This window comes from Aeromonas sp. 600282 (genome assembly GCF_049175755.1).
GTDB classification, from domain to species: domain Bacteria; phylum Pseudomonadota; class Gammaproteobacteria; order Enterobacterales; family Aeromonadaceae; genus Aeromonas; species Aeromonas veronii_A.
Window position 1 is genome coordinate 18,683 of record NZ_JAAKVR010000015.1, and the last position, 16,225, is coordinate 34,907.

Genomic DNA, 16,225 nt, shown 5'->3' on the forward strand with positions numbered 1-16,225 from the left:
ATCCCATCCGGGGAACCCCATATCACCTCGTTACAAGGAGCCGCTGATGCATAACGCCTATTCCATTCCCGCCACCATGAGCGCGGTAGAGATTACCCAGCCAGGTGGCCCCGATGTCTTGCAACTGACCACCCGCGCCACACCGGCGCCCAAGCCCGATGAGGTTTTGATCCGGCACTATGCGACCGGCATCAATGGGCCGGATGTGATGCAGCGCAAGGGGCTCTACCCGCCTCCGGCAGGGGCATCGGATATTCCCGGGCTGGAGGTCGCCGGGGTCGTGGTCGCCAAGGGGGAGCTGGTGACCCATCTCAAGGTTGGCGACAAGGTCGCCGCGCTGATTTCGGGTGGCGGCTATGCCGAGTACAGCGTCGCCCACCAGAGCAATGTCCTGCCCCTGCCGCCCGGATTGAGCTTTGTCGAAGCCGCGGCGCTGCCGGAAACCTTTATGACGGTCTGGTCAAATATGTTTGAACGGGGCCAGTTTAAAAAAGGGGACATTATCTTGATCCATGGCGGCGCCTCCGGTATCGGCACGACCGCCACCATGCTGGCCAAGGCATTTGGCGCCGCAAAAATCATCACCACGGTCGGCTCACCCGAGCAGCAGGCCGCCAGCATCAAGCTGGGCGCGGATGTGGCCGTGCTCTACAAGGAGGAGGATTTTGTCGAGGCAGTGCATGCCGCCACCGATGGCCATGGCGCCGACATCATTCTCGATATCATTGGCGGAGAGTATGTCACGCGCAACTATGCGGCGGCCGCCATCAATGGTCGCATAGTCCAGATCGGCATTATTGCGGGCGCCGCCCCCAATCTGGATCTGTTTCCCATGCTGCAAAAGCGGCTGACCCATATCGGCTCCACCCTGCGCTCGCGTACTCCGCAGGAAAAAGCCGAGCTGATTGCCCAGCTGCAAACTCATGTCTGGCCATTTATCGAACGCGGCGAGGTCAAACCGCAGGTTTACCAGACCTTCCCGCTGGATGAGGCCGCCGCCGCCCACCATTTGCTGGATTCAGGCCGCCATATCGGCAAGCTGGTATTAACCATGGCACCCTTGTCGTCAGATTGATAAGGCCCATAGTGGAGCAGGCCGAGGTGGATGCGGTGATATCCAACGCGGAAAGTACCCCGCCGCAGGTTTAAGGTTGCGTTAAATAATAAAAAGAGACCGGCTGATGGCCGGTCTCTTTTTATGTAACAGGAAGGGATATTACTTTTATGGCTTCGACGTAAAGAACGCGAACGTCCGATTACGCTTCGCTAATCGAACCTACGAGCTCACCCACCTTTATGTATAATACTGTTCATAATTATCATTAAGAATGAAAATGCTTCATTTAGAAAGAAGAGAACTATCGCAACTACAATGCCACCCACAATTGTTTGCATTAACCAATGAAGCGTTTCTTTATCTTGCCGATAGAACTTTAAATTTGGAAACAAACTATTCAAACCCCATAAAATGGCTTGATTAATATACCCCCATAGATTTGAAAATATTAATATTAAAAACAGAAAAGATAGTACAAAAGGGTTTTCCATTTCTATCTGACGGGAAATAATATTCGCTCCCCATAAACTCAATATAAAACCGAGACTAACACCAATTATTTGAATACAGAGCTGCGTCCATACAGACCTTACCCATGCATTTTTGTTTTTATATTTACTCAAAGCATCGTGTATGGCAGAGAATGATGCATCGACTAAGTCTTTATCATCAGAAGTTACTGTGAGAAAACAGTTTGCCTGATCTCGATTATCTAAGCGTAACTCTAAATATGTTCCTATTTGCCTGTTGGAACTTAGACTCTCTCCTGTATCGATGGTTAACAATATACGTTCAACATCCTTGCCAAGTTGAAAGTAATTCAATAAATCTTCAATACTAAAAACTCTATAACCTTTGTTATCAAACCTGATAATACACGTAAATATAGCCTTTTTCCCATCAGTATTATTCCCGGCAGCATTATTTATAGCCATTGTTCGCTCTAGAAAAACACCTCCTAATTGAGAAAGACAATCTGCATCAATTGTAATATTAGAAATACGCTCATCTCTGAGATAACATGCCATTGCGCCCCCTATTATTAAAACCGTGTTATACATCAGGCCTATAACACCATCAATTTACATCACCACTTGTAAACTCAATTTAAGTGTATATATCATACGCATAAATAATATAACTAAAAATATTTCAAGTTAATTATTTATATTCACAATATCTCTTAAAAAATCTAAAAAAAATACCCCCTATCTTACGATGGGGGGCGTTTTCTTATTCCGGATATTGGGCCAGAGCGGCCCAATAGTCAGCGATTACAGGGACTCTGCGGTCGCAACCACGTTTTCTACGGTAAAGCCGAATTCCTTGAACAGCAGCTCGGCCGGTGCAGACTCACCAAAGGTGGTCATACCGATGATCTTGCCGCCGAAACCGACGTACTTGTACCAGTAGTCGGCGATACCGGCTTCGATGGCTACACGCTTGGTGACGGAGGCCGGCAGGACGGACTCTTTGTACTCGGCAGACTGGGCGTCAAATACGTCGGTAGACGGCAGAGAGACCACGCGCACGGCACGGCCCTTGGCAGTCAGCTGCTCATAGGCGGCAACGGCCAGTTCCACTTCGGAACCGGTGGCGATCAGGATCAGCTCGGGAGTACCGGCGCAATCCTTCAGCACGTAACCACCCTTGGCGGTGTCAGCCAGCTGCTGGGCAGTACGGTCCATCTGGGCCAGGTTCTGACGAGAGAAGATCAGAGAGGTCGGGCCGTCGGTACGCTCGATGGCGTGTTTCCAGGCGATGGCGGATTCAACCTGGTCACACGGACGCCAGGTGCTCATGTTCGGAGTCAGACGCAGGGAGGCGATCTGCTCAACCGGCTGGTGAGTCGGGCCATCTTCACCCAGACCGATGGAGTCGTGGGTGTAAACGAAGATGGCGCGCTGCTTCATCAGGGCGGCCATGCGCAGGGCGTTGCGGGCATACTCCATAAACATCAGGAAGGTCGCGCCGTAGGGGATGAAACCACCGTGCAGGGCGATACCGTTCATGATGGCGGACATGCCGAACTCGCGTACACCGTAGTGGATGTAGTTGCCGGAGGCATCGTCGTTGGTCAGAGACTTGGAGCCGGACCACATGGTCAGGTTGGAAGGCGCCAGGTCAGCAGAGCCGCCCATGAACTCCGGCAGCAGCTTGCCGAACGCTTCCAGAGAGTTCTGGGACGCTTTACGGGTCGCAATCTTGGCCGGGTTGGCTTGCAGGGTTTCGATGATCTTGGCGGATTCGGCAGCCCAGTTGGCCGGCAGTTCGCCAGCGGTACGGCGCTTGAATTCAGCAGCCAGCGTCGGGTGAGCGGCTTCATAGGCAGCGAACTTGGCAGCCCAGTCGGCTTCCAGTGCAGCGCCCTTCTCCTGAGCGTTCCACTCGGCAGCGATATCGGCCGGGATAACGAACGGCGCGTGGTCCCACTTCAGGAAGGCACGAGCAGCGGCGATCTCGTCGTTGCCCAGCGGTGAACCGTGGCAGTCGTGAGAACCGGATTTGTTCGGGGAGCCGTAACCGATGATGGTGCGGCAGCAGATCAGGGTCGGCTTGCCGGTCTCGGCCTTGGCGGCTTCGATGGCGGCATTGATGGCTTCCGGGCTGTGACCGTCAACAGCCGGGATAACGTGCCAGCCGTAAGCTTCGAAACGCTTGACGGTGTCGTCGGTGAACCAGCCTTCAACGTGACCGTCGATGGAGATACCGTTGTCATCCCAGAACGCGATCAGTTTGCCCAGTTGCAGGGTACCTGCCAGGGAGCACGCTTCGTGGGAGATACCTTCCATCAGGCAGCCGTCGCCCATAAAGGCGTAGGTGTAGTGGTCAACGATGTCGTGGCCCGGCTGGTTGAACTGCTCAGCCATGGCTTTTTCGGCGATCGCCATACCCACGGCGTTGGTGATGCCCTGACCCAGCGGGCCAGTGGTGGTTTCCACGCCCGGTGCATAGCCGTACTCCGGGTGACCCGGGGTGCGAGAGTGCAGTTGGCGGAAGTTTTTCAGATCGTCGATGGAGAGGTCATAACCGGAGAGGTGCAGCAGGGAGTACAGCAGCATGGAGCCGTGGCCGTTGGAGAGAATGAAACGGTCGCGGTCGGCCCACTTGGGGTTGTTCGGGTTATGTCTGAGGTGGCTACGCCACAGCACTTCGGCGATATCCGCCATTCCCATGGGGGCGCCCGGGTGACCGGAGTTGGCTTTTTGAACGGCATCCATACTCAATGCACGAATGGCATTGGCAAGCTCTTTACGAGAAGGCATCTGAATCTCCTGCGATTGCTTCATTTGATGGCCAAGATTAAGGCGCGTTATTGTCCCAGCAGGGCGCGCGGCGTGCAAATATTATCTGGATGAATAAAGTGGCTTTGGGAGGACAATCGCTTTTCTTGCCCTCTATTGACCAAAGCAACCAGAGAAAAACGTTTGATTTCCATCCCTTTTGGGATAGGAGAGCACCGCTTGTGACCCATTGGACACTGCGCGACAAAATAGTGCTGGCAATCACGGGGGGCGCTAATTAAAATAGACGTCCAGATGTAGATACCTCTACACCATCCCATTCATCCGGTTATTGCCGTGGCGATAACCCAGACAAGCTGAGACTCTTATCATGGCAAAGCTGTTTACTTCCGAGTCGGTCTCCGAAGGCCATCCCGACAAGATTGCGGACCAGATCTCCGATGCGGTACTGGACGCCATCCTCAAGCAAGATACCAAGGCACGCGTTGCCTGCGAGACTCTGGTCAAGACCGGTATGGTCATGGTGGCCGGTGAAGTAACCACCTCTGCCTGGGTTGATATCGAAGAGATCGTGCGTGATACCGTACGTGAAATCGGCTACACCCACTCCGACATGGGCTTCGATGCTGACTCCTGCGCCGTGCTGAACGCCATCGGCAAGCAGTCCCCGGACATCAACCAGGGCGTTGACCGCAGCGATCCGCTGGAGCAGGGCGCTGGCGACCAGGGCCTGATGTTCGGCTACGCCACTAACGAAACCGACGTGCTGATGCCGGCCCCCATCACCTACTCTCACCTGCTGGTGAAGCGTCAGGCTGAAGTGCGCAAGAACGGCACCCTGCCGTGGCTGCGTCCGGATGCCAAGAGCCAGCTGACCTTCGCCTACGACGACGCAGGCAAGATCATCGGTGTCGATGCCGTGGTGCTGTCTACCCAGCACGCCGAATCCATCAGCCACAAAGATCTGGTTGAAGCGGTACGCGAAGAGATCATCAAGCCGGTGCTGCCGGCCGAGTGGGTCAACAAGGACACCAAATACTTCATCAACCCGACCGGCCGTTTCGTTATCGGCGGCCCGATGGGCGACTGCGGTCTAACCGGTCGCAAAATCATCGTCGACACCTACGGCGGCATGGCTCGTCACGGTGGTGGCGCCTTCTCCGGTAAGGATCCGTCCAAGGTTGACCGCTCCGCTGCTTACGCCGCCCGTTACGTTGCCAAAAACATCGTTGCCGCCGGTCTGGCCGATCGCTGTGAAATCCAGATCTCCTACGCCATTGGCGTGGCCGAGCCGACCTCCATCAGCGTCGAGACCTTCGGTACCGCCAAAGTCGCCGAAGAGCTGCTGGTCAAGCTGGTGCGCGAGCACTTCGAACTGCGCCCGTATGGCCTGATCGAAATGCTGGATCTGAAGCGCCCGATCTACCAGGCTACCGCTGCCTACGGTCACTTCGGTCGTGACGAGTTCCCATGGGAGCAGACCGACAAGGCCGAACTGCTGCGTTCCGCCGCTGGCCTGTAAGGCTCGCTGTTGTGATAAAAGGGGAGCCTGGCTCCCCTTTTGCTTATCCGCCATTTGACGAGATGTTGATGTCTGCCACCCCTTCCCAGCTTGTCGCCCTGCTGCAACAACGCGTAGAAGCCTGCTTTGTGCAGGCCGAGGCGCGCCTTGGCCGCACCTTCCCCCGCCCGCGGATCTACTGCAACATGCGGGGCCGGGCGGCGGGATCGGCGCGGCTGCAAACCTGGGAGCTGCGCTTCAACCCTGCCCTCTATCAGGCCAACCAGCAGGCGTTTCTGGATGAGGTGGTGCCCCACGAGGTGGCCCATCTGCTGGTTTATGCCCTGTGGGGTGACGGGCGCGGCAAAAACCGGGTGCTACCCCACGGCCGCCAGTGGCAATCGGTGATGCGGGAGGTGTTCGGCCTTGAGCCCAGAACCACCCACAGCTTCGATCTGGCGGTATTGGCCCAGCGCACCGTGCCCTATCGCTGTCACTGCCAGCAGCATCAGCTCTCTATTCGCCGTCACAACAAGGTGGTGCGTGGCGAGGCCCGCTATCACTGCCGCCGCTGCAAACAACCGCTGGAGCGGGAACGGCCGGAGCCAGAGCAGTAAGCCAGCTTGTGTCGCGCCCCTGTGGTAGGGTGCCCGCCATCGTTCGTCAATCATCCCGTTTGCAAGGAATCCCATGCGTTTCATCTCCTCCCTCGCCCTGACCCTGCTGGCCGGTTTGCCGCTGCTCAGCGCCCCCCTGCACGCCCAGACCTTTCGCGAAGCCAAGCAGGATCTGGTGAAGCTCTATCGCAGCCAGACTGCGGTCACCACCTTCTACTGCGGCTGCGACATCGACTATCAGGGCAAGAAAATGAGCCCGGATCTCGCCAGTTGCGGCTATGAGCCGCGCAAGCAGGCCAAACGCGCCGCCCGCATCGAGTGGGAACACGTGGTACCGGCCTGGGAGTTCGGCCACCAGCTGCAGTGCTGGCAGGATGGCGGCCGCAAAAACTGCGAAAAAGCGAGCCCCGAGTTCAACAAGATGGAGGGGGACATGCACAACCTCTTCCCCGCCATCGGTGAGGTGAACGGCGATCGCGCCAACTTCCGCTTCTCCGACTGGAACGGCAAGCCGGATCAGTACGGCCAGTGCCAGATGCTGGTGGATTTCAAGGAGCGTCGGGTGCAGCCGCCCAAGGGGCCGGTACGGGGCCAGATCGCCCGCGCCTACCTCTACATGAGCGAGCAGTATGGGCTGCGTCTGGCAGCGCAACAGCGTAAACTGTTCGAAGCTTGGGATCGCCAGTACCCGGCAGAAGGCTGGGAGTGCGAGCGTAACCGCCGCATCGGCAAGCTGCAGGGCAATACCAATCCCTTTATTGAAAAGCAGTGCCAATAACCCCATTTGACCAGGGAGGGGGATCGCCCCTCCTATCATGAAACTCTTTCCTTCTGCCGCGTGAGCCTTGCTCGGCGCAGGATATAAAGGGTTTCCAAGCAAGAGACTGACTAGCAGACATGCGTATTCCACGTATCTATGAACCGGCCACCCTGCAAGTTGGCCAGACCATCGCCCTGTCGGAAGACGGCGCCAACCATATCGGCCGGGTACTGCGCATGCAGCCGGGCCAACAGCTCGAGCTGTTCAACGGCGATGGCAATCAATATCCCGCCACCATCGCCAGCGTCGGCAAAAAGTCGGTGGAAGTGACCATCGACAGCTGCGATACCCAATCGGTGGAGTCACCGCTGGCCATCCACCTCGGTCAGGTGATCAGCCGGGGCGACAAGATGGACTTCACCATCCAGAAATCGGTGGAGCTGGGCGTCACCTGCATCACCCCGCTCTTCTCCGAACGCTGCGGCGTCAAGTTGCCGGCCGATCGACTGGAGAAGAAGCGCGAGCAGTGGCAGAAGGTGGTGATCAGCGCCTGCGAACAGTGCGGCCGCAACGTGGTGCCCGAAGTGCGTATGCCGATGGAGTTGGACGCCTGGCTGGCGGAAGAGACCAAAGAGCTCAAGCTCAACCTGCACCCGCGTGCCGAGTACAGCATCAACACCCTGCCCGTTCCCGAGCATGGTGTGCGCCTGCTGATTGGCCCGGAAGGGGGCTTGTCGAGCGACGAGATCGCCCGTACCGTGCAGGAAGATTTCAAAGAGATGCTGCTGGGGCCGCGGGTGCTGCGCACCGAAACTGCCGCCCTGACTGCGATCACTGCGCTGCAGTGCCGCTTTGGCGATCTCGCTTGATACTATCGGCCGCATCAATCAGCCCCATGGCTGCATCGACGCAGCCGCAAGCGGCCGATTACGCTGCGCTAATCGACCCTACAACCCTATCGAGCCATTAAAAAGGAACAGCGGATGACCATTAAACTCGGCATCGTGATGGACCCCATCTCGGCCATCAACATCAAGAAAGATTCCAGCTTTGCCATGCTCGAAGAGGCGCAAAAGCGCGGCTATGAGCTCTTCTATCTGGAGATGAAGGATCTCTACATGGAAGCCGGTCGCGCCTTTGGCACCATGCGCCCGCTGACCGTCAAATATGACTATGCCGACTGGTACACGCTGGGCGAGGTGGTGGATCAGCCCCTCTCCAACCTCGATGTGATCCTGATGCGCAAGGATCCGCCGTTCGACACCGAATTTATCTACGCCACCTACATGCTGGAGCGGGCAGAGGATGAGGGTTGCCTTATTGTCAACAAGCCGCAGAGCCTGCGCGATGCCAACGAGAAGCTCTACACCGCCTGGTTTGCCGAGCACACCCCGACCACGCTGGTGACCCGCCGCGCCGACAAGCTGCGCGCCTTCCACGCGAAGCACAAAGACGTGATCTTGAAGCCCTTGGACGGCATGGGCGGCGCCTCCATCTTCCGCATGAAGGAGGATGACGCCAACGTCGGGGTGATTATCGAGACCCTGACCGCCCACGGCAGCCAATACTGCATGGCGCAGACCTATCTGCCCGCCATCAAGGATGGCGACAAGCGGGTGCTGGTGGTGGACGGTGAACCGGTTCCCTACTGCCTCGCCCGCATTCCGGCGCAGGGTGAGACCCGTGGCAATCTGGCGGCCGGTGGCCGTGGTGAAGCGCGTCCCCTGAGCGAAGCCGACTGGGCTATCGCCCGCGCGGTGGGCCCGACGTTAAAAGAGAAGGGCCTTATCTTCGTCGGCCTCGACATCATCGGCGATCGGCTGACCGAGATTAACGTCACCAGCCCGACCTGCATTCGCGAGATTGAAGCGGCCTTCGATGTGCACATCACCGGCATGTTGATGGATGCCATCGAGCGTCGGCTGGGCAAATAATCGCTAGGCAGGCTAACCGGCCTGTTCAGGGGTAACCCGTCCCTGACAAGCCCGGAAACAGAGAGGGAGGCCCAGCGCCACCCTCTCTGTTTCAAGGCAATCCGGAAAGAGGCGGGATCTCGCCCAGCCCAAAAAGCGGTTTTTCCCATGGGGATCAACTGCCATAATTGACCTCAAATACCTTTGCACTATTTGGCCTCTATGCAAACACTGCAAAATCACTTCCTGCTTGCCATGCCAAGCCTGACGGATCCCTACTTCGAGCGCTCGCTGGTCTATCTGTGCGAGCACAACGAAGAGGGCGCCATGGGACTGGTCGTCAACATTCCGGTGGAGATGTCGCTGGAAACCATGCTGACCCAGCTCCAGCTCAATCCGCCCAACAACCCGGAGCTCAAGCAGCCGGTACTGCAAGGGGGGCCGGTTCACGCCGATCGCGGCTTCGTGCTGCACAGCTTCCGCCCCGGTTTCAACTCCACCCTGCAGGTGGGGGATGAGATGATGGTGACCACCTCCAAGGATATTCTGGAAACCCTGGGTACGAGCGAGGCTCCTGCCCATTGGCTGGTGGCCCTTGGCTATGCCGGCTGGAGCGCCGGGCAGCTGGAGCAGGAGCTGGTGGACGGCGCCTGGCTGGTGATCCCCCCCAATCCGGCTCTGGTGTTCAAGACCCCCATTCACAAACGTTGGCAGCAAGCTGCCGCCAGCATAGGGGTGAACCCGGTTCACCTCTCCAGCGACATCGGCCACAGCTGATCGGCTGGCCCGCTCCGCTCTCTATTTCGAGGATTTATCAGTTATGTCATCACGCAGCATCATGGGCTTTGACTATGGCACCAAGAGCATTGGTGTCGCCATCGGTCAGGAGCTGACTGGCACCGCCCAGCCTCTGCGCGCCCTCAAGGCCAACGACGGCATCCCCAACTGGGACGAGATTGAGAAGCTGCTCAAGGAGTGGCAACCGGACCTGCTGGTGGTCGGTCTGCCGCTGAACATGGATGGCACCGATCAGGAGATCACGGTTCGGGCGCGCAAGTTTGGCAACCGGCTGCATGGCCGCTTCGGCAAGCCGGTGGAGTTCAAGGATGAGCGACTCACCACCACAGATGCCCGCGCCCGCCTGTTTGAGCGAGGTGGCTATCGCGCGCTGGAAAAAGGCAGTGTGGATGGCGTCTCGGCGCAGCTGATCGTCGAAGCCTGGATGGAAGAGCAGTACAACTAAACCATCAATAGCAAGGCAAGGGGCGCCTTGCCCTTGCCTTGTCTCGCACTATCCTCCCCTCATTACGCCTGTGATTGACCCGCGACCAGCCCTTCGGCTTCGGTCGGCGTCGCATTCATCATCCGGTTGAGCCAGGGCACCATCAGCCCCATCACTACCGCAATCAGCAGAGTCGCCATCCCGATCTTGCCAAACACACCGGTGTAAATGGGCAAGGTTTGCAGCGGATCCGTCATCCCTTGCGGCACGGCGGTAAAGGTCGCCACATAGCCACCCAGCAGGGACGCCATCGCCTGAGTCAGGAACCACATTCCGAGAATGAAGCCCATCAGGCGTTGTGGCACCAGCGCGGCGACCATCGCCAGTCCCAGCGCACTGATCATCAGCTCTCCCAGACTCTGGAACAGGTAGATAAGCACCATAAACCAGGGGGAGGTCAGCCCCTGCTCATCGGCAAACCACCAGCCGGATGCCGCCGCCGTCAGAAATCCCAGCGAGCAGAAGAACATCCCGAGGGTGAACTTGAGCGGCATGGTGAGATCCCGCCCCTTGCTGCCCATCCGAGTATAAATCATCGCGAGTACCGGACTGCCCACCACCACCCAGAAGGGGTTGAGCGCCTGGAAGCTGACCGGGTTGACGCTCATGCCCAGCATCTCGTGATGCATGTTGTTGATGGCAAAGAAGTTCAGTGAAGTCGGCATCTGGGCGTAAAGCACATAGAAGAGCACCGCCTCCAGCATTAGCACGAAGGCCACATACATCTTGTTGCGACCCACTGTGTCAAGCCTGAATGCCTCGCGGAAGAAGAAGATCACCACGGCGATGGTCACCGTCATCAACACCATGTTGGCGATCACCACGTGGTGCATCAGCCAGGCACAGAAGAAGACCATAACCACCGAGCCCGCGATTACCAGCAGCAACTTGCTGTAATTGAGCGGCAGGTGATCCGGCTCGGAGCCAATATCCTTGACCATATTGCGGCAGGCAAAGAAGGTGAGCAGCGCAATAATCAACCCCACCCCGCACAGGTTATAGGTCACGGTATAGCCGTAGTGATCGGCAATCACTGGCGCGAGCGAGAGGGAAATAAGGGAGCCTATATTGATCGACATATAGAACAGGGTAAACGCCCCATCCAGCCGCGGATCTTTTGGCTGGTAGCATTTTGACAGCAGGCTGGCCGGATTGGCCTTGAACAGACAGTTACCAACTGCAATGGTGCCCAGCGCATAGAAAATCAGGTCGGGATTGTAGATCGACAGACCGGTCATAAAATAACCGACCACCAACACGATAGCCCCGAGCACCATGGTGCGCTTGGTGCCGAGCACATGGTCGCCGACATAGCCACCGACCGAAATCAAACCATATACCAGTGCCGAGAAGGCGCCGAAAGTAATAAAGGATTGCTCTTGGGAAAATCCCAGTTGCTGTACAAAGAAGACCGCCAGGATCCCCTGCACGCCGTAATAACCGAAGCGCTCCCAGAGTTCGACGAAAAATATCATGAAGAAGGGTTTTGGTTGTTGTAACAACCCTGTGGATGCTGTTGCTGGATGCATATTAAGCTGCCTTTGCTGAGATTTATTTTTATTCATCTGGTGGTAGCTACCGCACTATTTTTTGTCCGTCATTGCCATAACGGTAAGCGCAATCAGCCTGCCAATCTGGCTATTTTCGGGCGTACGCAACCCGTTCGATGAAGGTGTTTTTCATCTAGCCGGTTTCAATTACGGGTTATCGGGGGATGGTGAACAACATCGCGCTATGCGATTACCGGCGCCAGGCGCTACTTTTGCTGCATCCCTTCACTCAAGCCGGTTTATCAACCTTGATGCTTATTCCCCTCTGCTCCGTCACTCATGGCTGGTGGCCAGATAGCCGGAGCATGATACGGCCACAGACGACCTGTGGGGGTGGCTAACTCCGTGCTCCACTGGCAGTCCCCCTACGCAGGCGCTATCTAACCCCGCCATTCCAAGGTGGGTCATGCTATATCACTGCAAATACAGGAACTTAATGGTCGATCACACTTTAAAAGTGACCATTAGTGAAGTTTTCTAATGAAACCACATGAATTTTTTTCGTGAAAAGAGCTTCACTCGAGATGTGCAACCAAGGCCAATCTGTGCATGAAGAGAGTTGAATGGCACACAGCTTGAACCCGAACTCGGCACTTAAGTCGTGCAAAAGCCCACTCATCCGGGCGATACGACAACAAAAAGCCGGAGCAGATGGCTCCGGCTGATCGATGGGCACCGTCACGGCCACATTAGCGTGGCGATTCGTCGTTGTAGAGTCGCCGGATCTCGTTGCGCAGCCACATCACCTTGGCATCCTGATTGTGCCGTTTGTGCCACAGCAGGATGAAGGCGATCTCCAGCTGGGCGTAGAGCTTCTCGGGTAGCGGCAGCGGCATGGCGATCAGATTGCCATGATGCCGACTGGCATAACCACCGCAGTAGGAAGGAGCCACCGCAATCAGTTCGTGGCTCGACTGGGAGGCAATATGCAGCGCCTGCTCAAAACTGGAGACCATGATGGGTACCTCCCGCTTCAGCCCCTCGTCCTCCAGCAGGCTGTCGAGGGCCCAGGTATCGTTCGCTTCCCACACCATGCTGATCTGGGGGCAGGCCAGAAAATTCTCCAGCGACCACTTCTGCTCCAGCAGGGGGTGATCCTTGCGCAGGAACACCACCGGGCGATCGGTGAACAGCACCTCGTGATCGATGTAATAAGGCAAGCGGTTGACCTTGGCCAGGGAGCGGCCATGGGTCTCGCGGGCGCAGAAGCCGAGATCAGCATCGCCATTGACGATGTCGTTGAGGGAGTGGTGATCCCACCCCAGCATCCTGACCACCGAGTTGGGGTACTTCTGGTAGATGGTCATGGGCAGATCGCTCAGGAAGCTGATGTAAAAGGGGGACTCCATCACCAGCGTGAAACGGGCACCGTCGGGGATCGCCTCGCTATTGAGCGAGGTGATGCTGTCGGTGAGCTGGAACCAGACCTTCAGCTCCTCCTCCAGGGTCAGGGAGAGGTTGGTGGGCTGCAATCCCTGCCGCACCCGCACAAACAGGGGATCGTCAAACCACTCCCGCAATTTGGCCAGAGACTTGCTCACCGCCGACGGAGTGACACAGAGCTTTTTGGCCGCCCCTGCCACACTGCGCTCCTGCATCAGGTACTTGAAGACCACCAGCAGGTTCAAATCGAGTTCACCCAGATTGCGCATATCCCCTCTCATCTTCCATCAGCCCTGCGACCGCACTTCACGAAGCGCGAGCCATGGTAACAGCCCTTTGACAGCCAGGTAACTGAGCAGTGTCAGCAGCAGAGCGCAGATCAGCATCTCGGTCGGGGCAAAGCCAAGTTGGCCCAGCAGCCAGATGTAGAGGCCGGAGAGGCTGATCTGCATGATGCAGAGCACGGCACTGGCGAACGCCACATTGTGCTGGCAACCATCGAGCGCCTCCCCCATCGCCACCCCGAAGCCACAGGAGAAGCCGACACAGACCAGCGCAAACCCCGGCAGCAACAGATGGATATCGCCCCCCGCCTGCCAGTTGCCGATCAGTGAGCACGCCGCCAGCAGATAGGAGAGATGAGACACCGCCAGCACTTTCTGTTTGCCCAACCAGCGCAACAGCAGGGGCGTCAGGAAGGAGGTGGACATACTCACGCCGGCCATCACCATCATCACGATGGAGTACTGCTCGGTGGTGAAACCAAACTCCTTCATCAGGATCAGCGGCGAGATGCTGACATAGACCAGAATGGCGGTCACACTGGCACTGGTCAGCAGGGAGAGCAGCATAAAGCGCGGGGAGCGCAGCAGGGCAAAAGGCAGCGCTGCGCCACTGTCCGGTTGCCGGGCTGGGCGGGTCTCCTTGAGCAGCAACAAGTTCACCAGACCGCTGACGACAGCCACCAGCGCCATCGCCACGAAGATCCCGCGCCAGTCAAAATGGGACAGGATGAGGTAACCGAGCACCGGCGCCAGCACCGGGATCACGCAGATCACCCCGTTGATCATCGAGAGCGCCATCGCCAGCCGCTCCTGACTCAGCACATCCCGCAGCACGGTAAAGGTCATGATATAGAGCGCCCCGGCCCCGACCCCCTGCCAGAAACGGCCGAGGTAGAACTGGGTGATCCCTTCGGCATGACCCGCCACCAGCGAGGCAAGGACAAAAATCAGCGCGCCTCCGAGCACCACCCAGCGCCGCCCGAAGCGATCGGCAATCATCCCGCCCAGCAGCACGGTGGCCGCCATGCCAAACAGATAGATGGAGAAGGCGGTGTGGATCTGCACCTCGCTCGCCTGCAAGGCATCGGCAATCTGGGGCACAGCGACCAGATAGAGATCGATCCCGACCGGATAGAGGATGATCATCAGAAAGGCGCACAGCAAAAAAGTTCTCATGGAGGCTCCGTAACAGAAATCTGGCCCCTGTTCGGCCAAAAGCGCGACAAACAGCAGGCAAACTGGTGACTATGCGGAGCACTATAGGAGGGGGCTACCACCACACCTAGTGAAGAGATGGCGATCTATACATTCCAAAATGGAAATATTGTTTCTATCGGTGTGCTATTCAGGCAACTAGATGGACAAGCCGCCGGGCAGAAGAGCACCGTGAGCTGAGTAAAAATAAACGCGATAAAAAGTGCACCGGGTACAATCCCGGCGCACTCGCTTGCGGTAAAACGCAGCCCCCGTGATTAGTCGGCCAGCTTGCTCAAAATGGCGTAGGCCGCCTTGATCCGGGCATCATTGGGATAGTTGCGGTTGGCCAGCATGACGATGCCAATCCCCTTGGCCGGGACAAAGGCAACATAGGCACCAAAGCCGTTGGTCGATCCCGTCTTGTTGTAGAGCCGCGGCTCCCCCATATCTTTGGGCGCGGCAAAGCGTTCCACCGGATTGGCCTTGAAGCTCACTGCCGGCGAGTTGCCCGCCAGCAGTGCCTGCTCGGTGACGGGATAGGCATAACTCTCCCAGCCCAGCCCCTGAGTCATCTCTCCTACCGAGAAGAAACCGGTATGAGTCATGGCAATGGCCTGCTGCATGGTTACATCACCGCGTTTGGTCATGTTGGCCTCGACAAACTTGATGAAATCCGCCGAGCTGGTCTTGATGCCATAGGCCTCGTCCGCCAGCACTCCCGGATTGACCCGGATCGGTTTGTCCTCTTTGGAGTAGCCATAGGCGTAATCACCCATGGCTGCCGCAGGCACCTTGAGGTAGGTGTGGGCAAGGCCGAGCCCCGGCAACAGAGTCTGGCTCATCAGTTGCTCGAAGGGTTGGCCCAGAGAGCTCGCAGCCAGATAGCCGAACAGACCTATGCTGGGGTTGGAGTACTCCCGTTTGGTACCGGCGGCAAAGCGCGGCGTCCACTGGCGGTAGTAGGCTTGCATCTTCTCTGCCGAGTCGACCGCATCGGGGAACTGCAGTGGCAAGCCACCTGCACTGTAGGTGGCAAGATCGGCCATGGTCACACCATCAAAGGCAGACCCTTTCAGCCAGGGCGCGTGCAGGCTCACCTTGTCATCCAGCTTGAAGCCCCCCTTGACCACGGCGTAGGCACCGAGGGTCGCGGTCAGGGTCTTGCTGACCGAGCCGATTTCAAACAGGGTCTGCTCGCTGACGCGCTGACCGCTCTCCCGGTTGGCAACGCCATAGTTGAAATAGTGGGTCTTGCCATCATTCAGTACGGCAACCGCCATTCCCGGGATCCGGTACTCCTTGAGCACCGGCTGAATGGTGCCATCCACTATTGTGCTCAGGGATACCTCACCGGCAGCATAGGAGAGCGAAGATGACAATGAAGAGAACAGCAGGGTGGCCAGCGTTAATAGGGAAGTCGTGGTTCGTGATTGCAT

At 57.5% G+C, this 16,225-nt stretch carries 14 protein-coding genes; 8 read left to right on the top strand and 6 right to left on the bottom strand.

The window, feature by feature from the left end:
* Nucleotides 1-46: 46 nt before the first annotated feature.
* Entirely contained in the window at nt 47-1,075 is a 1,029-nt protein-coding gene (locus G5137_RS14580) for an NAD(P)H-quinone oxidoreductase (RefSeq protein WP_421255603.1), read from the top strand.
* A 209-nt stretch (nt 1,076-1,284) separates the two neighbouring features.
* On the opposite strand, the gene G5137_RS14585 is transcribed toward G5137_RS14580, so the two are convergent.
* Nucleotides 1,285-2,118: a hypothetical protein gene (locus tag G5137_RS14585; RefSeq protein ID WP_323929709.1), complete on the bottom strand. Its 834-nt coding sequence runs from the start codon at nt 2,116-2,118 to the stop codon at nt 1,285-1,287.
* 213 nt (nt 2,119-2,331) lie between these two features.
* On the bottom strand, nt 2,332-4,323 hold the full coding sequence (gene tkt / locus G5137_RS14590; protein WP_149153405.1) for a transketolase: 1,992 nt from the start codon (nt 4,321-4,323) through the stop codon (nt 2,332-2,334).
* A gap of 349 nt (nt 4,324-4,672) precedes the next feature.
* Here tkt and metK point away from each other — a divergent pair, with 349 nt between their 5' ends.
* From metK to ruvX, 7 genes are all read left to right on the top strand, one after another.
* Nucleotides 4,673-5,824, top strand: coding sequence for a methionine adenosyltransferase (metK, locus tag G5137_RS14595; RefSeq protein ID WP_005338519.1), 1,152 nt, complete (start codon nt 4,673-4,675; stop codon nt 5,822-5,824).
* A 68-nt stretch (nt 5,825-5,892) separates the two neighbouring features.
* Nucleotides 5,893-6,420, top strand: coding sequence for a SprT family zinc-dependent metalloprotease (locus G5137_RS14600; protein ID WP_005358724.1), 528 nt, complete (start codon nt 5,893-5,895; stop codon nt 6,418-6,420).
* A 73-nt stretch (nt 6,421-6,493) separates the two neighbouring features.
* On the top strand, nt 6,494-7,198 hold the full coding sequence (locus G5137_RS14605) for an endonuclease (RefSeq protein WP_376901506.1): 705 nt from the start codon (nt 6,494-6,496) through the stop codon (nt 7,196-7,198).
* A 119-nt stretch (nt 7,199-7,317) separates the two neighbouring features.
* Entirely contained in the window at nt 7,318-8,049 is a 732-nt protein-coding gene (gene rsmE / locus G5137_RS14610; protein ID WP_042055147.1) for a 16S rRNA (uracil(1498)-N(3))-methyltransferase, read from the top strand.
* Between the two features lie 114 nt (nt 8,050-8,163).
* The gene (gene gshB / locus G5137_RS14615; protein ID WP_040066605.1) at nt 8,164-9,114 is read left to right on the top strand and encodes a glutathione synthase; all 951 of its coding nucleotides are present in this window, start codon (nt 8,164-8,166) and stop codon (nt 9,112-9,114) included.
* Nucleotides 9,115-9,315: 201 nt separating this feature from the next.
* Nucleotides 9,316-9,870, top strand: coding sequence for a YqgE/AlgH family protein (locus G5137_RS14620; RefSeq protein ID WP_005349793.1), 555 nt, complete (start codon nt 9,316-9,318; stop codon nt 9,868-9,870).
* A gap of 43 nt (nt 9,871-9,913) precedes the next feature.
* Nucleotides 9,914-10,336, top strand: a complete 423-nt coding sequence (ruvX, locus tag G5137_RS14625; protein WP_005343821.1) for a Holliday junction resolvase RuvX — start codon at nt 9,914-9,916, stop codon at nt 10,334-10,336.
* A gap of 62 nt (nt 10,337-10,398) precedes the next feature.
* Here the strand turns inward: ruvX and dtpB are convergent, their stop codons facing one another.
* The 4 genes from dtpB to ampC form a co-directional block, all read right to left on the bottom strand.
* Nucleotides 10,399-11,904 (bottom strand): dipeptide/tripeptide permease DtpB, encoded by a 1,506-nt coding sequence (gene dtpB, locus G5137_RS14630; RefSeq protein ID WP_236271879.1) that lies wholly within the window; start codon nt 11,902-11,904, stop codon nt 10,399-10,401.
* Nucleotides 11,905-12,614: 710 nt separating this feature from the next.
* Entirely contained in the window at nt 12,615-13,577 is a 963-nt protein-coding gene (yidZ, locus tag G5137_RS14635; protein WP_194496765.1) for an HTH-type transcriptional regulator YidZ, read from the bottom strand.
* An 18-nt stretch (nt 13,578-13,595) separates the two neighbouring features.
* On the bottom strand, nt 13,596-14,768 hold the full coding sequence (locus tag G5137_RS14640; protein WP_421255604.1) for an MFS transporter: 1,173 nt from the start codon (nt 14,766-14,768) through the stop codon (nt 13,596-13,598).
* A gap of 296 nt (nt 14,769-15,064) precedes the next feature.
* Nucleotides 15,065-16,225, bottom strand: coding sequence for an FOX/MOX family class C beta-lactamase (gene ampC / locus G5137_RS14645; RefSeq protein ID WP_421255605.1), 1,161 nt, complete (start codon nt 16,223-16,225; stop codon nt 15,065-15,067).